The organism is Cupriavidus basilensis (genome assembly GCF_000876015.1).
GTDB lineage: Bacteria > Pseudomonadota > Gammaproteobacteria > Burkholderiales > Burkholderiaceae > Cupriavidus > Cupriavidus basilensis_B.
Genome location: NZ_BBQM01000001.1, coordinates 173,698 through 191,550 on the forward strand (window position 1 = coordinate 173,698; position 17,853 = coordinate 191,550).

At 71.9% G+C, this 17,853-nt stretch carries 10 protein-coding genes; 6 read left to right on the forward strand and 4 right to left on the reverse strand.

Annotated elements, in window-relative coordinates; genetic code table 11:
- The first annotated feature begins 157 nt into the window (after window positions 1-157).
- Window positions 158-706, forward strand: a complete 549-nt coding sequence (locus tag KF708C_RS00810) for a hypothetical protein (protein WP_156173677.1) — start codon at window positions 158-160, stop codon at window positions 704-706.
- A 63-nt stretch (window positions 707-769) separates the two neighbouring features.
- Here the strand turns inward: KF708C_RS00810 and KF708C_RS00815 are convergent, their stop codons facing one another.
- The 3 genes from KF708C_RS00815 to KF708C_RS00825 form a co-directional block, all read right to left on the reverse strand.
- Complete coding sequence (locus KF708C_RS00815; RefSeq protein WP_059410424.1) at window positions 770-1,753, reverse strand: Bug family tripartite tricarboxylate transporter substrate binding protein; 984 nt, start codon at window positions 1,751-1,753, stop codon at window positions 770-772.
- Window positions 1,754-1,894: 141 nt separating this feature from the next.
- Complete coding sequence (locus tag KF708C_RS00820; protein ID WP_020204811.1) at window positions 1,895-2,854, reverse strand: LysR family transcriptional regulator; 960 nt, start codon at window positions 2,852-2,854, stop codon at window positions 1,895-1,897.
- 57 nt (window positions 2,855-2,911) lie between these two features.
- Window positions 2,912-4,537 (reverse strand): thiamine pyrophosphate-binding protein, encoded by a 1,626-nt coding sequence (locus tag KF708C_RS00825; RefSeq protein WP_059410425.1) that lies wholly within the window; start codon window positions 4,535-4,537, stop codon window positions 2,912-2,914.
- Window positions 4,538-4,819: 282 nt separating this feature from the next.
- Here KF708C_RS00825 and uvrA point away from each other — a divergent pair, with 282 nt between their 5' ends.
- The 3 genes from uvrA (at window position 4,820) to KF708C_RS00840 (ending at window position 13,376) form a co-directional block, all read left to right on the forward strand.
- Window positions 4,820-10,714, forward strand: coding sequence for an excinuclease ABC subunit UvrA (gene uvrA, locus KF708C_RS00830; RefSeq protein ID WP_059410426.1), 5,895 nt, complete (start codon window positions 4,820-4,822; stop codon window positions 10,712-10,714).
- Between the two features lie 258 nt (window positions 10,715-10,972).
- Complete coding sequence (locus KF708C_RS00835) at window positions 10,973-12,055, forward strand: phosphotransferase (protein ID WP_059410448.1); 1,083 nt, start codon at window positions 10,973-10,975, stop codon at window positions 12,053-12,055.
- Window positions 12,048-13,376 (forward strand): aspartate aminotransferase family protein, encoded by a 1,329-nt coding sequence (locus KF708C_RS00840; protein WP_059410427.1) that lies wholly within the window; start codon window positions 12,048-12,050, stop codon window positions 13,374-13,376. The genes KF708C_RS00835 and KF708C_RS00840 overlap by 8 nt, the downstream gene beginning before the upstream one ends.
- A 32-nt stretch (window positions 13,377-13,408) precedes the next feature.
- On the opposite strand, the gene pdxR is transcribed toward KF708C_RS00840, so the two are convergent.
- Window positions 13,409-14,899 carry a MocR-like pyridoxine biosynthesis transcription factor PdxR gene (gene pdxR, locus KF708C_RS00845; protein ID WP_059410428.1) on the reverse strand — a complete coding sequence of 497 codons (1,491 nt, stop codon included), beginning with the start codon at window positions 14,897-14,899 and terminating at the stop codon, window positions 13,409-13,411.
- A gap of 178 nt (window positions 14,900-15,077) precedes the next feature.
- Here pdxR and KF708C_RS00850 point away from each other — a divergent pair, with 178 nt between their 5' ends.
- Window positions 15,078-16,424 (forward strand): MFS transporter, encoded by a 1,347-nt coding sequence (locus tag KF708C_RS00850; protein ID WP_020204805.1) that lies wholly within the window; start codon window positions 15,078-15,080, stop codon window positions 16,422-16,424.
- Window positions 16,425-16,515: 91 nt separating this feature from the next.
- On the forward strand, window positions 16,516-17,832 hold the full coding sequence (locus KF708C_RS00855) for an ArgE/DapE family deacylase (protein ID WP_059410429.1): 1,317 nt from the start codon (window positions 16,516-16,518) through the stop codon (window positions 17,830-17,832).
- Window positions 17,833-17,853: the final 21 nt, after the last annotated feature.

A 17,853-nucleotide genomic window follows, 5' to 3' on the forward strand; every position in this document is an offset into this window, starting at 1 on the left:
GGTAGGCAAGGGCGCGAGGAAGCACAACGGGCATGCGCTGGCCACGGCCTGCGGCGCCGGCGGCACGCGCAATGCCGCGGCGTTCCGGCAGCGGGGTTTGCCGTTATATTCGGCGATATACTACGAGCCGGTTGCGCGGCCCGCGCGCGGAACCCAGATGACACGGAGGCAAGACGCCATGCTGACCGAAACCGCGCCGCAGGCGCATCCGCCGCATGCGCAGGACGCGCAGGATATGCAGGACGTCCGGCATTTCTCCGACAGCATCGCCGTGACCGGCGTGCTGCCGGGCAGCCGCAGCTTCGGCCGCGACGAGCTGCTCGCGCTGGCCGACGTGCGCAGCGGCCCGGCCACCATCGAGTGCTATTCGGGGCGGCACGTGCGCGACCTGGGCGGCATGCGCGGCGTGCGGCTGACGGCGCTGCTCGATGCGGCGGGCATGCAGTCGCTGCCGCGCGCGGTGTGCAAGCGGCTGGTCATCGCCGCGCTGGCCGGCGACGGCTACGCCTGCCTGTTCACCTGGCACGAGTTGTACAACACGCCGGTGGGCGAGGGCGCCATCGTGATGGTGGAGCAGGACGGCGTGGCGCTGCCGCCGTCCGCCGGCGGCCTGCAGCTGGTGTCGCTGGGCGACCTGCGCCTCGGCCCCAGGCAGGCCAGCGCCGTGAACCGCATCGAGGTGCGCGGCTGGCAGGCCGCGGGCTAGGCGCTCGGGGCGCCGCCATCGCGGCGGGCGGCGCGGCGGGGGGCCGCGCCGGGTCTTTCCGTCTTACTCCGCGCTGGCGCCGGAGTCCTTCGCCACCTTGGTCCACTTGACCGTCTCGGCGCGGATGAAGCCGGCCAGTTGCGCGGGCGTCATGTCGCCGGCGGTCACGCCCTGTTCCTCGAAGCGCTTCTGCACGTCGGGCTGCTTGAGCAGCTTGGCCAGCTCGGCGGCCACGCGCTGCTCCACCGCCGGCGGCGTGCCGTGCGGCGCCATCACGGCGTACCACGTGGTCACTTCGAAGCCCTTCACGCCGCTCTCGTCCAGCGTGGGCACGCCGGGGTAGGCGCCCGAGCGCTTGGCCGTCGTCACCGCCAGCGCGCGGACCTTGCCGCTGCGCACGTGCGGCGCGGCCGACGGGCTGGTCTCGATGGCCATCTGGATCTGGCCGGCGATCAGGTCGGTCATCATCGGCGCGCCGCCCTTGTAGGGCACGTGGGCGATGTCGGTGTGGGTCATCGAGCGGAACAGCTCGCCGGACAGGTGCTCGGTGCTGCCGGTGCCGGCCGAGCCGTAGTTGACCTTGCCCGGATGCGCCTTGATGTAGGCGATCAGCTCCGGCACGTTCTTGGCCGGGATCGACTGGTTGACCAGCAGCACGTTGGGCGTCAGCGCGGCCAGCCCGACGGGGTCGAGGTCCCTGATGAAGTCGTAGGGCAGGCTTTTGTAGATGCCGGGCGCCATCGTGTGCGCCACGGTGGCCAGCAGCAGGGTGTAGCCGTCCGGCTGCGCGCGCGCCACGATGCCGGCGCCGAGCGTGCCGCCCGCGCCGGGGCGGTTGTCCACCACCACCGGCTGGTGCAGCGCCTCGCCGAGCTTCTGGCCGATGGTGCGGCCGATGATGTCGGTGGTGCCGCCCGCGGCGAACGGCACCACCAGCGTGACCGGCTTGGCGGGCCACGGGTCCGCCGCGAACGACGCGGCGCCGGCGGACATGAGGAGGGTGCCGATGATGCCGGCGAGCGCGGCGCGGCGGGCGGTGGACTGCATGATGTCTCCTGGAGGGATGGCTCTTGTCGTGCGTGCGTCATGCGCCGGGCAATGCGAGGGCATGCGCCGGCGGGGCGCGCTGTTGGCGTGACTGTACGCAGCGCCGCCGGGCGGCGCCAGTCACGTTGCGGCAAGGGGTCTTCAGGATTCGTGAAGGGTGGCGCCGGGCCAGCGGCCCTCGGTGACGAGCGCGCGCGTCACGCTGGCCAGCACGGTGCGCGCGGCCAGCCCGGCCGGCGACAGTTCGTCGTCGCTCAGGCTGACCAGCAGGTTGGGCCGGCACACCGTGCCGGAGCCATTGCCGCCGTGGGTGCCGTTGCCGCCGTCGGCGATCTCGGTCATGGCGAGCGGCTCGCCGAGCAGCCGCGCCACCGCGGCGCCGGGCTGGATGGTGGCGCCCAGGCCGGCGCGCACCGCGTCCATCAGCATGGCCAGGCCGTCGATCTCTGCCACCACGTTGGGCTGGTGCTGGCCGCGCGCGAACGCCTGGTTGAGCAGCGCGCGCAGGCCGTGCGGGCTGCTCGGCAGGATCAGCGGCAGCGCGCCGAGCTGCTCCAGCTCCAGCGGGCCGCCGGCGGGCACGCCGGGCAGGCCGTCGCGCGCGATCAGGAACAGCCGCTCTTCCAGCAGCGGCGTCACGCTCCAGCGCTGGCCGGCCTCGACCTGGAACAGCACGGCGAGGTCGAGCTGGCGCGCGCCGATCATCGCGGCCAGGTTGCCGGACAGGTTCTCCACCAGGTGCAGGCGGATGTCGGGATAGCGCTCGCGCATGGCCAGCATGAATGGCAGGCCGAGCACGGCCACGGTGCTGGGCGCCATGCCCACGCTGACGTGGCCGGACAGGCGCGCGAGCTGGGCCGCGCGCACCGCGTCGTCGGCATGGCGGATGGCGAGCTGCGCCTGGCGCCAGAAGGCCAGGCCGGCGTCGGTGGGCACCGCGCCGCTGGAGGTGCGCTGCAGCAGGCGCGTGGACAGCTCGCTCTCCAGCCGGCTGATCTGCTGGCTCAGCGCGGAAGTGACCACGCCCAGCTTCTGCGCCGCCTGGCCCATGCTGCCCATCTCCACCACCTGGACGAAATAGCGTAGCTGCCGAAGTTCCATGTCTGTGTGTCTCTGGTTTTTCTGCTCGGGGGCGGCAGCCCGCATTGTGCACGGTGCCTAGCCGCGCGCCACCAGCGGCGCCGCCACGCCCTCGATCCGCACGTTGACGCAGGCCGGCTTGCCCGAGGCGATGGCGCGCCGCACGGCGGGCAGCAGTTCGTGCGCCTCGCGCACCAGCTCGCCGTGCCCGCCGAAGGCCGCGCACACCTGGTCGTAGCGCGTGGGCAGCAGCTCGCAGCCGACCAGCCGGTCCCGGCCGTAGCTGTTCAACTGGATCTGGTACTCGGCGTTCCAGCGCGCGTCGTTGCCGACCACGGCGACGAACGGCAGGCTGTAGCGCAGCGCGGTGTCGAACTCGGCGATGTGGAAGCCGGCGCTGCCGTCGCCCATCATGGCGATGACCGGGGCTTCCGGCTGCGCCAGCCGCGCCGCCAGCGCCATCGGCAGGCCCGCGCCGATGGCGCCGGCGGGGCCGTTGACGAGGCGGTGCGGCGCGTGCAGGCAGGCCTGCGCCCACTGCCCGAACTCGCCGCCGTCGGAAACCAGCACCGCGTCGGGGTGGCTGTCCAGGATGGTCTGCAGCGGGCGGCAGGCCTGCACCGGGTGCAGCGCGCCGGCGCCGGCCGCGGTGTCCCACGCCGCCGGCCGGTAGCGGATCGCGGCGTCCACTTCGCCGCGCCACGCGGCGTGCGCCTGGCTGCCGGCCGCGAGTTGCGTGAGCTGCGCGATGGCGCTGCCCACGTCGGCCTGCCGCGCGAAGCGCAGGCGCTCGCCGGCGGCGCGCCGGCTGCGCGCGAGTTCGTCCGCGTCGGCGTCGATCTGCAGGAAGGCGCAGTCCGGCGCGAACGCGGGCGCGGCGCCGAAGCGCAGCGTGAAGTCCAGGCGCTTGCCCAGCAGCAGCACGCAGTCGGCGCGCGCCAGCATCTGCGCGAACGCGCCCAGGCCCGGGTCGGCGATGCCGCGCGGGCTTTCCATGCCGGCCACCGGGATGCCGGTGCCGGCTTCCAGCGCCGCCGTGGCGGCGCGCCCGCGCGCGCTCAGCCACGCCGGCCCGGCCAGGATCAGCGCGCGCCGCGCGCCGGCCAGCAGCGCCAGCACGGCGCGCGCGTCGTCCGCGCCGAACGCGGGCGCGGCGGGTGGCGCGGCGACGGACGCGGGCGCGCCGGCCGGGCCCACGAGGTCTTCGAGCGCGTCGGTCGGCAGGCTCAGGTGCACCGGGCCGGGCCGGCCGGCGGCGGCGATGCGCATCGCCAGCGCCATGTCGGCGGCGACCGCATCCGCGCCGGCGCAGGTCCACGCGGCCTTGCACACCGGCGCCGCCATCTCGGCCTGGCGCATTTCCTGGAACGCGCCGAAGCCGTGCTGCCGGTTCGGCGCGTGGCCGGACAGCAGCACCACCGCGGACTCCGACATCTGCGCGGTGTAGAGCGCCGACACCGCGTTGGCATGGCCGGGGCCGCCCGTCACCAGCGCCACGCCGACCTCGCCGGTCAGGCGCGCCCAGGCGTCGGCCATGTGCACGGCGGCGGCTTCGTGGCGCACGTGCACCAGCGCGATGCCGGCGCCGAGGCAGGCATCGAAGACCGGCATCACGTGGTTGCCGGACAAGGTGAACAGGCGGCGCACGCCGGCCCGCGCCAGCGTGGCGGCGAGCGCGTCGGCGCCGCGTGGGGACTTCGCCATCGTTTTTTTTCCGTTCTCGTGGTTTCGGTGTGGGCCGGGCGCCGCCCGCGGCGCGGCCATGCCCGCAGTTTGCCAGCCCGGCGGCGTATCCGTCCCTGTTTTCTCCTGACAGCGTACTGTCAGGAGATGTCAGCGCCACACCCGGCAAGCGGGCGCGCGCGCGTGCTTCGGGATAGGATAGCGGCCTGATCGTACCAATACCGCATGCTGCGTGCCGCCGGTGACACTCGCCGCCGCGCCCCGCCCACCCGCAGCAAACCGCAAGCCAAGAGGACGCAAGCCATGTCATCCGGTGTCATCCGCATCCGCGGAGCCCGTCAGCACAATCTCAAGAATCTCGACCTCGACCTGCACACCGGCGAAATGACCGTGGTGACGGGGCCGTCCGGGTCGGGCAAGTCGAGCCTGGTGTTCGACACGCTCTACGCCGAGGGCCAGCGCCGCTACGTCGAGACCTTCAGCGCCTACGCGCGCCAGTTCCTCGACCGCATGGACCGGCCGCAGGTGGACCGCGTGGACGGCGTGCCGCCGGCGATCGCCATCGACCAGACCAACCCGGTGCGCAGCTCGCGCTCCACGGTCGGCACCATGACCGAGCTCAACGACCACCTCAAGCTGCTTTACGCGCGCGCGGCCGAGCTGTTCGACCGCAAGACCGCGCAGCCGGTGCGCCACGATTCGCCCGAGACGATTTATGCCGAATTGCAGGCGCGCGCCGCGCAGGACGATCCGCGCCTGGTGGTGACGTTCCCGGTGGAGCTGCCCGAGACCACCACCGAGGCCGAGATCGCGCAATGGCTGTCGGTCAGCGGCTACACGCGCGTGCAGGCGCAGCGCGTGGTCGCGTCGCCGACCGGCCCGCGCAAGGTGCTCGACGTGGTGGCCGACCGCTTCCGCCTCGGCAACACGGAGAAGGCGCGCGCGCTGGAGGCCATCGAGGCCTCGCTCAAGCGCGGCGGCGGCCGCGTCAACGTCTACGTGCTCAACGCCGCCGACGAGGCGGCCGGGCCGCAGGTGTGGCGCTTCTCCACCGGCCTGCACAGCCCCGAGAGCGACATCCGCTACGCCGACCCGCAGCCCGCGCTGTTCTCGTTCAACTCCGCCTACGGCGCGTGCGAGACCTGCCGCGGCTTCGGCCGCGTGATCGGCGTCGACCTCGGGCTGGTGATCCCGGACGAGCGCAAGAGCCTGCGCGACGGCGCCATCAAGCCGATGCAGACGCCGGCCTGGAAGGAATGCCAGGACGACCTGATGCGCTACGCCGCCCGCGCCGGCATCCCGCGCGACGTGCCGTGGTCCAGCCTGACCGCGGCCGAGCGCGCCTGGGTCATCGACGGCTCGCCCGACTGGAACGGCAAGTGGAACACGCACTGGTACGGCGTCAAGCGCTTCTTCGACTATCTCGAGTCGAAGGCCTACAAGATGCACATCCGCGTGCTGCTGTCGAAGTACCGCAGCTACACCCCGTGCGAGACCTGCGGCGGCGCGCGCCTGAAGACCGAGGCGCTGCTGTGGCGCCTGGGCGGCAAGGCCGGCGCCGACGCCGTGTGCGAGCCGGCGCGGCGCTTCCTGCCGCGCGGCGTGGACTGGGACCGCGGCCAGCTCGAGGCGCTGCCGGGCCTGACCGTGCACGACCTGATGCTGATGCCGATCGGGCGCATCCGCCAGTTCTTCGACGAGCTCACGCTGCCGAGCCTGATGCTCGACGACGCGCTCAAGCTGCTGCTGGCCGAGGTGCGCACGCGCCTGAAGTACCTGTGCGACGTGGGCCTGGGCTACCTCACGCTGGACCGCCAGAGCCGCACGCTGTCCGGCGGCGAGGTGCAGCGCATCAACCTGACCACGGCGCTCGGCACCTCGCTGGTGAAGACGCTGTTCGTGCTCGACGAGCCCAGCATCGGCCTGCACCCGCGCGACCTCAACCGCATCGTCGAGGCCATGCGGCGCCTGCGCGACGCCGGCAACACGCTGGTGGTGGTGGAGCACGACCCGTCCGTGATGCTCGCGGCCGACCGCCTGATCGACATGGGTCCCGGCCCCGGCGAGCGCGGCGGCAACATCATCTATGACGGCACGCCGGGCGACATCCGCGCCGCCGGCACGCTCACCGGCGAATACCTCGCCGGGCGCCGCCAGGTGACCGACCTGTCCGCGTGGGCGCCGCGCCCGGTGGACGCCGCCACGCCGCGCATCGTGCTCGAAGGCGCCACCGAGCACAACCTGCGCGACGTCACCGTGGCGATCCCGCTGCAGCGCCTGGTGTGCGTGACCGGCGTGTCCGGCTCGGGCAAGTCCACGCTGCTGCAGGACGTGCTCTACCCGGCGATGGCGCGCCACTTCGGCAAGTCCACCGACGCGCCCGGCGCGTTCCGCCGGCTGGAAGGCGCCGGCCAGGTCAGCGACGTGGTGTTCGTCGACCAGTCGCCGATCGGCAAGACCGCGCGCTCCAACCCGGCCAGCTACGTCGGCGCGTTCGACGAGATCCGCAAGCTGTTCGCCAAGGCGCCGATGGCGCTGCAGCGCAGCTACACCGCCGGCATGTTCAGCTTCAACTCGGGCGACGGGCGCTGCCCCACGTGCGGCGGCTCCGGCTTCGAGCACGTCGAGATGCAGTTCCTCTCCGACGTCTACCTGCGCTGCCCCGACTGCGACGGGCGCCGCTACCGCGCCGAGATCCTCGAGGTGAAGATCGAGCGCGCGCTGCCGGGCCAGCCGCCGCGCCCGCTCAGCGTGGCCGACGTGCTGGAGCTGACCGTGAGCGAGGCGGTGGCGTATTTCGCCGGCGACGCCGCGGTGCTGCGCGTGCTCCAGCCGATCGTCGACGTGGGCCTGGAATACGTCAAGCTGGGCCAGCCGGTGCCGACGCTGTCGGGCGGCGAGGCGCAGCGCCTCAAGCTGGCCGGCTACCTGGCCGAGACCGCGCACGGCGGCATGGCGTCGCGCAACAAGCCGCTGCCGCACGAAGGCCGGCTGTTCATGTTCGACGAGCCCACCACCGGGCTGCACTTCGACGACATCGCCAAGCTGATGCGCGCGTTCGGCAAGCTGCTCGACGGCGGCCATTCGCTGATCGTGATCGAGCACAACCTCGACGTGGTGCGCGCGGCCGACTGGATCATCGACCTCGGCCCCGAGGGCGGCGACGCCGGCGGCGAGGTGCTGTGCGTGGGCACGCCGCAGGACGTGCGCGGCTGCGCCGCGTCCCACACCGGGCAGGCGCTGCTGCACTACGACCGCGCCATCGGCCACGCCTTCGCGCTCGACGACGAAGGCGTGCCGCTGCAGGCCGCGCTGCGCGCCGCGCGCGAGCGCCGCGCGGTGGAAGGCGTGGACGTGGTGCGCATCGTCAACGCGCACGAGCACAACCTCAAGGCGCTCAACGTCGACATCCCGCACGGCAAGTTCAACGTGGTCACGGGCGTGTCCGGCTCGGGCAAGTCCACGCTGGCCTTCGACATCCTGTTCCACGAAGGGCAGCGCCGCTATCTCGAATCGCTCAACGCCTACGCGCGCTCGATCGTGCAGCCGGCCGGGCGGCCCGAGGTGGACGCGGTGTACGGCATCCCGCCCACGGTGGCGATCGAGCAGCGCCTGTCGCGCGGCGGGCGCAAGAGCACGGTGGCGACCACCTCCGAGGTCTGGCACTTCCTGCGCCTGATGTACGTGAAGCTGGGCATCCAGCACTGCATCCACGACGGCACGCCGGTCACTTCGCAGAGCCCCGAGTCCATCGCCGCGCAGCTGCTGCGCGACTACAAGGGCCAGCACGTGGGTTTGCTGGCGCCGCTGGTGGTCAACCGCAAGGGCGTCTACACCGACCTCGCCAAGTGGGCCAAGGCGCGCGGCAACACGCACCTGCGCGTGGACGGCGAATTCCTGCCGGTCGATCCGTGGCCGCGCCTGGACCGCTTCCGCGAGCACACCATCGAGCTGCCGGTCGGCGACATCAAGGTCTCGGCCGAGAACGAGGCCGCGCTGCGCGCGCTGCTCGGCCAGGCGCTCGAAGCCGGCAAGGGCGTGATGCACCTGCTGGCGCCGCTCGACGGCCTCGGCCACGCGATGGGCAACGGCGGCACGCGCGGCATCGGCGCCACCACGGTGTTCTCCACCAAGCGCGCCTGCCCGGTGTGCAGCACCAGCTATCCCGAGCTGGACCCGCGCCTGTTCTCGTACAACAGCAAGCACGGCTGGTGCCCGAGCTGCGTCGGCACCGGCCTCACGCTCACGCGCGAGCAGCGCGCCGCCTTCGACGACACCGTGATGGCCGACGACAACCGCGGCCGCGAGCAGACCCTGCCGTCCGAGCAGCAGGAGCCCGACGACGTGGCCGACCTGCCGTGCCCCGACTGCGGCGGCACGCGCCTGAACCCGGTGGCGCGCGCGGTCACGTTCGACGCGCACGCCATCACCGACGTGGCGCGGTGGACCGTGTCCGACACCCACCGCTGGGTGCAGACGCTGCGCCTGGCCGGGCGCGACGCCGAGATCGCGCGCGACGTGGTCAGCGAGATCCGCAGCCGCCTGCAGTTCCTGGAAGAAGTGGGCCTGGGCTACCTCAGCCTGGACCGCGCCGCGCCCAGCCTCTCGGGCGGCGAGGCGCAGCGCATCCGCCTCGCCGCGCAGCTCGGCAGCAACCTGCAGGGCGTGTGCTACGTGCTCGACGAGCCCACCATCGGCCTGCATCCGCGCGACAACCAGATCCTGCTCGACGCGCTGCGCAAGCTCGGCGAGAAGGGCAACACGCTGGTGGTGGTGGAGCACGACGAGGACACCATCCGCCGTGCCGACCACATCATCGACATCGGCCCCGGCGCCGGCAAGCGCGGCGGCACGCTGGTGGCGCAGGGCGGGGTGGCGGCGCTGTCGGCCAGCCCCGACTCGCTGACCGGCCAGTTCCTCGCGCACCCGATCCTGCATCCGCTGCAGCCGCGCCGCGCGGTGCGCCCCGAAGGCAAGGGCCGCGAGGCGGTGCCGGCGCAATGGCTGACCGTGCACGGCGCCTCGCTGCACAACCTGCGCGGCGTCACCGCCGGCATCCCGCTCGGGCGGCTGGTGGCGATCACCGGCGTGTCCGGCTCGGGCAAGTCCACGCTCGCGCGCGACGTGCTGATGACCAACCTGCTCGACGCGGTGGGCCGCTCGGTGATGTCGTCGCCGGCCACGCGCCGCGCGCGCAAGGCCGCCGGCGCCGATGCCGCCAATGCCGCGCGCACGCGCAGCGCCGCGCGCGCCGAGCCGCGCCGCAAGCTCGACGTCGCGCACGACTGGCAGGGCTGCGACGCCGTCACCGGCTTCGAGAGCATCGACCGCGTGCTGGAAGTGGACCAGACCCCGATCGGCAAGACGCCGCGCTCGTGCCCGGCCACCTACATCGGCGTGTGGGACACCATCCGCAAGCTGTTCGCGCAGACGCTCGAAGCCAAGGCGCGCGGCTACTCCGCCTCGCGCTTCTCGTTCAACACCGGCGACGGTCGCTGCCCGGCCTGCGAAGGCCAGGGCGTGCGCACCATCGGCATGAGCTTTCTGCCCGACGTGAAGGTGCCGTGCGACGTCTGCCACGGCCAGCGCTTCAACCCCGAGACGCTGGCGGTGACGTGGCGCGGCAAGAACATCGGCGACGTGCTGACGATGGAGATCGACGAGGCGGTGGAGTTCTTCGCCGCCATGTCCAACATCGCCCATCCGCTGCAGTTGATGAAGGACGTGGGCCTGGGCTACCTCACGCTGGGCCAGCCCTCGCCCACGCTGTCCGGCGGCGAGGCGCAGCGCATCAAGCTGGTGACGGAGCTGTCCAAGGTGCGCGACGACATCACGCGGCGCGGCCAGCAGGCGCCGCACACGCTCTACGTGCTGGACGAGCCCACCGTGGGCCTGCACATGGCCGACGTGGCCAAGCTGATCCGCGTGCTGCACCGGCTCGCCGACGGCGGCCACAGCGTGGTGGTGATCGAGCACGACCTCGACGTGATCGCCGAGGCCGACTGGATCATCGACCTCGGGCCGGAGGGCGGCGTGGCCGGCGGCGCCATCGTCGCCGCGACCGATCCGGAAGGGCTGGTGAAGGTCAAGGCCAGCCATACCGGGGCGGCGCTGGCGCCGGTGCTGGCGCGCGGGCGGGCAGTCGCCGCGCCGGCCGGCACGCAGGCCGCGCGGCCGCGGAAAGTCGCGGTGTCCTAGGGTCCGGCGCGGCGGCGCGGGCGCGCCGCGCCGTGCACCAACCTGGGCCGCGCCCGCCTGCCCGCCTGCACCAACTTGAGCGGCGCGGCGGCGGATTGCCGGAAAGCGGCCAAAGTGGCCATATGGAATACTCGGAAATGGCTATCCAAAGTAACGCCAATGCGCCCTATAGTTGTGCGCACGGTCACTCTACGGATAGATCCAGATATGAGGCAGGCGATTGAGCGCCAGGCGGCAACGCAGGCGCAGGCAGGCGGCATGCATGGCATGCCGGATCCGCTCGGCGGCGACGGGCTGTTTGCCGTGTCGACACCCAAGCTCGACCTCCGGCAGGCGCAGGCGCTGGCCGCGGAAGTGTATGGCATCGACAGCCGCGCGACGGTGCTGAGCAGCGAGCGCGACCAGAATTTCCGGCTCGACGGCCGCGATGGCGGCACCTACGTGCTCAAGGTCACGCACCCGGCCGAGGATCCCGGGGTAACGGATTTCCAGACCCAGGCGCAGCTGCACCTGATGCGTGCACAGCCGGCGCTGCCGGTGCCGGGCATCCTGCCGACCACGAGCGGCGAGAGCATCCACTGGCGCGAGGTGGGCGCCGGCGGGCTGCGCCAGGCGGTGCGGCTGATCACCTTCCTGCCCGGCGTGCCGCTGTACAAGGTGGCGCGCAGCGCCAGGCAGCGCCAGGCCCTCGGCGGCGCCCTGGCGCGCTTCGACCAGGCCCTGGCGGGCTTTTCCCACGCGCATTCGAATCACCGGCTGCTGTGGGACATCCAGCACGTCTCCCAGCTGCGTCCGCTGCTGGCCCTGGTCGAAGACAGCCCGCGCCGCGCGCTGGCCACGCGGTTCCTCGACCACTACGAGCAGGCCACCGCGCAGCGGGTCGCGGGCCTGCGCCGGCAGGTCATCCATAACGATCTCAACGCCTACAACGTGCTGGTGGACGAGCACGACACCGAGCGCGTGACCGCGATCCTGGATTTCGGCGACATGGTGGAGGCGCCGCTGGTCAACGACCTCGCCGTGGCGTGCGCCTACCAGCTCGCCGACGCGCCCGACCCGCTGGCGACGGCGCTCGACTGCATCCGGGCCTACCACCGCGTCCTCCCGCTGACCGAGGCGGAGGCCGGCGTGCTGCCCGACCTCATCGCCGCGCGGTTGCTGATCACGGTGCTGATCACCGGCTGGCGCGCGCGGCAGCATCCCGAGAACAGCGCATACATCCTGCGCAACAATGCCCTGTCGTGGACCGGCCTTCATCGCCTGGCCGCGTTGCCGCGCGGGCAGGCTGAACACACCGTGCTAGAGGCGATCGGCGGCGAACCGGAGAACCACCATGAGTAAAGACAAGGCCATGCTCAACGCCTTCGACCCCGCGCGGTCGGGCACGCTGGGCGACATCGACCGCGCGCTGATCGAGCGCCGGCAGCGGCTGCTGGGGCCGGCATACCGGCTCTTCTACGAAGAGCCGCTGCACATGGTCCGCGGCGAGGGCGTCTGGCTGTACGACAACACCGGCAAGGCCTACCTTGACGCCTACAACAACGTGGCATCGGTCGGGCACTGCCGCCCCGAGGTGGTCGAGGCCATCGCCCGGCAGGCCGCCACGCTCAACACCCACACGCGCTATCTGCACGAAGGCGTGCTGGACTACGCGGAGCAGCTGCTGGCCACCTTTCCCGCCGAGCTTTCGCAGGCGATGTTCGCCTGCACCGGCAGCGAAGCCAACGACCTGGCGCTGCGCATCGCCCGCCGCCACACCGGCGGCACCGGCGTGGTGGTGACGCAGTTGGCCTACCACGGCGTCACCGCCGCCGTCGCGGCGATCTCGCCGTCGCTGGGCAAGTCGGTCCCGCTCGGCGCGGACGTGCGCGCCGTGCCCGCGCCGGACAGCTATCTCGGCGACCCGGACACCGTGGGGGCGCAGTTCGCGCGCGACGTCCAGCACGCCATCGACGACATGCTCCGGCACGGCATCCGGCCGGCCGCGCTGATCGTGGACACGCTGTTCTCGAGCGACGGCGTGTTCGCCGACCCGCCCGGCTTCCTGCGCGAGGCGGTCGAGGTAATGCGCCGCGCCGGCGGCATCTTCATCGCCGACGAAGTGCAGGCCGGCTTTGCCAGGACGGGGACCGCGATGTGGGGCTTCCAGCGCCACGGCCTGGTGCCCGACATCGTCACGATGGGCAAGCCGATGGGCAACGGGCATCCGGTCTCGGGCCTGGTGGCCAGGCCGGAAGTGATCGCGGCGTTCGGCCGCGAGGCGCGCTACTTCAACACGTTCGGCGGCAACCCGGTGTCCTGCGCGGCCGCCCGGGCGACGCTGGACGTGATCCAGAAGAACGGGCTGCAGGAGAACGCGGCCGCGATCGGCGACTACATCCGGCAGGGCTTCGCCGAGCTGGCGCGCCGGCACGACCTGATCGGCGACGTGCGCGGCGCGGGCCTGTTCATCGGCGTGGAGCTGGTGCGCGACCGCGCGGGCAAGCAGGCCGCGGCCGACGAGGCCGGCCGCGTGGTCAACGCGATGCGCGAGAACGGCGTGCTGATCAGCACCACCGGCCCGCGCGGCAACGTGCTGAAGATCCGGCCGCTGCTGCCGTTCAGCCGCGCCAACGCCGACCTGCTGCTGGAGGTCGCCGACCACGCCCTGCGCGCGGCCTGAGCGTCCGGCGTCCGGCATTCAGCGTTCAGCGTTCAGGCCGGCGCGCGCTTCTTCGCGCCGCACTGCTCCACCACCCGGGCGAGCCGCTCCACGCCCGGGGCGATCTCGGCGAGCGGCACGCCGCCGAAGCCCAGCACCACGGAGCGGTCTTCCAGGTCCGGGCGCGCCGCCACGAAGCGCGGGGCGCCGAGCACGATGTGCTTCGCCCGGGCCGCTTCCACCAGGGCGCCGGTGCCCGTCTTCAGGTCCATGCGCATGAACAGGTGCAGGCCGGCGCGCGCCTCCGACAGGCTGATCGCGCCGCCGAGCCGGCGCGTCAGGCATGCGCGCAGCGTGTTCTGCCGCTCCGCGTATTCGAGCCGCATGCGGCGGATGTGCTGGGAGAAGTGGCCTTCGTCGATGAAGTCGGCGAGGGCCGCCTGCGCATGGAGCTGGCCGGGCCGGTAGAGCTTGGCGCTGGCCATCGAGAAGGTCTGCGCCAGGTGCGCGGGCACCACCAGGTAGCCCAGGCGCACGCCGGCGAACATCGCCTTGCTGAAGGTGCCCACGTAGATGACCCGCGCATCGCTGTCCAGGCCCTGCAGCGAGGGCAGCGGCGCGCCGTCGTAGCGGAACTCGCTGTCGTAGTCGTCCTCCATGACCCACAGGTTGCGCGAGCGCGCGCTTTGCAGCAGCTCCAGCCGGCGCGCCAGCGGCATCACCACGCCGGTGGGATAGTGATGCGACGGGCTGGTCACGACCAGGCGCGTGTGGCGCGGCGCGTGGCTCGCTTCCAGCGACAGCCCGTGCTCGTCCACGGTGCCGGCGCCGATGCTGAGCCCGGCCGACGCCAGCACCGTGGGGAACGCCCAGTGGCACGGGTTCTCGACCAGGGCCATGTCGCCGGGGTCGGCCAGCAGGCGCGCGCACAGGTCGATGGACTGGTGCGTGCCCGAGGTGATGATGACCTGCTCCGGCTCGCACGCCACCGAGCGGGAGATCTTCAGGTAGCTCGCCACCGCCGCGCGCAGCGGCGCGAAGCCGCCGCCGTCGGCCGCGTACCCCGACAGCGAGAGGTCGCCCTTGCCGATGTGCCGGGACACCAGCCGCCGCCACAGGTGGAACGGGAACATCGAGGCATCGGCCACGCCGGGCACGAAGGCGCCGCTGGACTGGCTCAGGCCGCCGGGCAGGTCCTCCAGCATGCGCCCGCGCTGGGACAGGGCCATCGTGTGCCTGGCGTGGCTCGCCTCGGACGCGCCGCCGAGCGGCCGCACGCTGGTCGGCGCGACGAAGGTGCCGCTGCCGCTGCTGGCATTGAGATAGTTCTCCGCGATCAGGCGGTCGTAGGCCAGCGAGACGGTGATGCGGGAGATGCCCAAGTCCTGCGCCAGCGCGCGCGAGGAGGGCAGCTTCTGCCCGGCGACCAGCGTGTGGTCGAGCACCGCGCGCCGCACCACCTGGTAGATCTGGCGCTGCATCGGTTCCTCCCCCGACCTCGAAAGCGCTTGCGAAAGCAGGTCGGTAAGCAGCACGGCGCGCATCGAAATGGCCTCATCAAATAAACGTATTTGGATATATAGGCTATAGCCATCGATTGCTATAGTCAATCGCCGCCTACCCATCCGAACAGATCCAGTCATCCGGCGGTGACTCGCGGCGGCGGCTCGCGCCGCGAGTGTGGACGCAACGGGCACCACCAATCACGAAGGAAGACAGAACATGGGTACGACAACGACGCGGCAGCCATTCCGGGCGGCCGCAGCCGCATTCTTCGGGACCACCATCGAGTGGTACGACTTTTTCTGCTACGCCACCGCGTCGGCCCTGGTGTTCGGCGACGTGTTCTTCGCCACCAAGGACCACTTCATGGGCACGCTCGCGTCGCTGGGCACCTTCGCCGTGGGCTTCGTGGCGCGGCCCTTCGGCGCCATCCTGTTCGGCCACCTGGGCGACAAGGTGGGCCGCCGCGAAGCGCTGATCATCACGCTGCTGCTGATGGGCGTGTCGACCACGCTGATCGGGCTGCTGCCGTCGTATCACGCCATCGGCATCTCGGCGGCGGTCCTGCTGGTGATCCTGCGGCTGGTCCAGGGCGTCGCCGTGGGCGGCGAGTGGGGCGGCGCGGTGCTGATCGCCGCCGAGCACGCGCCGCGGCGCTGGCGCACCTTCCTGGCCGCCGCGCCGCAATACGGCAGCCCGGTCGGCCTGATCATGGCGACCTCGATCTTCCAGGTGGTGTCGGCGCTGCCCGAGAACGATTTCAGGAGCTGGGGCTGGCGCATCCCGTTCCTGGTGAGCGCGGTGCTGGTGCTGGTGGCGTTCCTGATCCGGCGCGGCGTCAACGAGAGCCCGGAGCTGGAGGCGCACCGCGAGGCGCGCGCGCGGAGCGCGCACGCGGTCGAGGTCGCGCCGCTGCGCACGATCTTCGCGCGCTTCAAGGGCCGGCTGGTGGCGGGGATCGGGCTGTCCATGCTCGGCATCTCCGGGTTCTACTTCATCACCACGCTGATGATCACCTACACCACCAACTACCTGCACGTCGCCAAGCCCGACATCCTCAAGATCGTCACCTACACCGGCCTGGTCGAGTTCCTGAGCTTCCCGCTGGCCTCCTATCTCGCCCATCGCCTCGGCGAGCGCAGGTTCATCGCCATCGTGTCGGGCGCGGCGGTGCTGTGGGCGGCGCCCATGATGATGCTCATCCTGACCCGCGACCTGACCAACATCGCCATCGGCATCCTGGTGGCCACGGCCTTCATCGGCGCCTACTACGCGGTGCTGGCGCCGTTCCTGCCCAAGGCGTTCCCGGTCAACGTGCGCTACACCGGCATCTCGCTGAGCTTCCAGATCTGCGGCGCCGTCTTCGGCGGGACCACGCCGCTGGTGGGACTGTGGATCGCGCAGCAGTACGGCCTGCAATGGGGGCCGCTGGCGCTGCTGTTCGCGCTGATCGCCGGCAGCACGTTCCTGGCCGCGCTGCTCATCCCCAATGGCGAGGGCGCGTCCGCGGAGGACCGCCAGGAAGCGGCCGGCGACTATCCCGGCATGGCCGTGGAGCGGGGCTGAGGCGCGCGCGGGCTGCATCGGCGGCCGCATCGGAACATCCGGAAACCGGCGCCAGGGTGCTGCCGCCGGCAATGATCTCAAAGGCAAACGCATGAACCAGAACGAACTCGCCACGCCGCTGGCGGACTCTCTCGCCGCGCGCATTCTCGACGCGGTGGACAGCGGCTTCGACACGCAGACCGAGCTGCTCCGGCAACTGGTCAGGATTCCCTCGCAGCGCGGCGAGGAGGCGACGGCCCAGGATTTCATGGCGCGGCAATACCGCGCGCGCGGTTATGCCGTGGACCAGTGGCAGATCGACGTCGAGAAGATCCGGCACCTGCCGGGCTTCTCGCCGGTGGCGGTCTCGTATGACAACGCCTTCAACGTGGTCGGCGCGCATCGCGCGCGCACGCAGGCCGGGCGCTCGCTGATCCTGAACGGGCACATCGACGTCGTGCCCGTCGGGCCGCTGGCGCAATGGACGCGGGACCCGTACGGCGCCGAGATCGTCGACGGCTGGATGCACGGGCGCGGCGCCGGGGACATGAAGGCGGGGCTGGTGGCCTGCGTGTCGGCGCTGGACGCGCTGCGCGCGGTGGGCCTGCAGCCCGCGGCCAACGTGTACCTGCAATCGGTGGTGGAAGAGGAATGCACCGGCAACGGCGCGCTGGCCTGCCTGCAGCGCGGCTACCGGGCGGACGCCGCCTTCATTCCCGAGCCGCTGCTGCCCAAGCTCATGCGGGCCCAGGTCGGGCCGATGTGGTTCCAGGTGCAGGTCGATGGCGACCCGCAGCACGCTTCGGCGGCGTTCTCGGGCGCCGGCGCCAACGCGATCGAGAAGGCGATCTTCCTGATCGGCGAGCTGAAGGCGCTGGAAGTCACCTGGAACGCGCGCAAGAAGGACTACCGGCACTATTGCTGCCACCCGCATCCCATCAACTTCAACCTCGGCAAGATCGCCGGCGGCGACTGGGCCTCGAGCGTGCCCGCGTGGTGCCACTTCGACATGCGCGTGGCGGTGTATCCGGGCCAGAGCCTGGCGTCCGCCAGGGCGGAGATCGAGGCCTTCATCGCCGCGGCCGCGGCCCGCGATCCTTTCCTGGCCAAGCATCCGCCGCGCGTGATCTACCACGGCTTCATGGCCGAGGGTTACGTGCTGGAGAACGGCGAGGACGTGGAAGCCGCGCTGCGCGCCAGCCACGAGCGCGTGTTCGGCGAGGCGCTGCAGGAGTATTCGACCTCGGCCGCCACCGACGCCCGGTTCTTCGGCCTGTACGCCGACACGCCGGCCATCGTCTACGGCCCGGAATGCCGCATGCCGCATGGCTACGACGAGGCGGTCAACCTGCAGTCCGTGCGCATGGTGACCAAGACGCTGGCGCTTTTCATCGCCAGCTGGTGCGGCGTCGAGGCGCTGGCGGCCTAGCGCCGCCGGCCGGAGGGACTG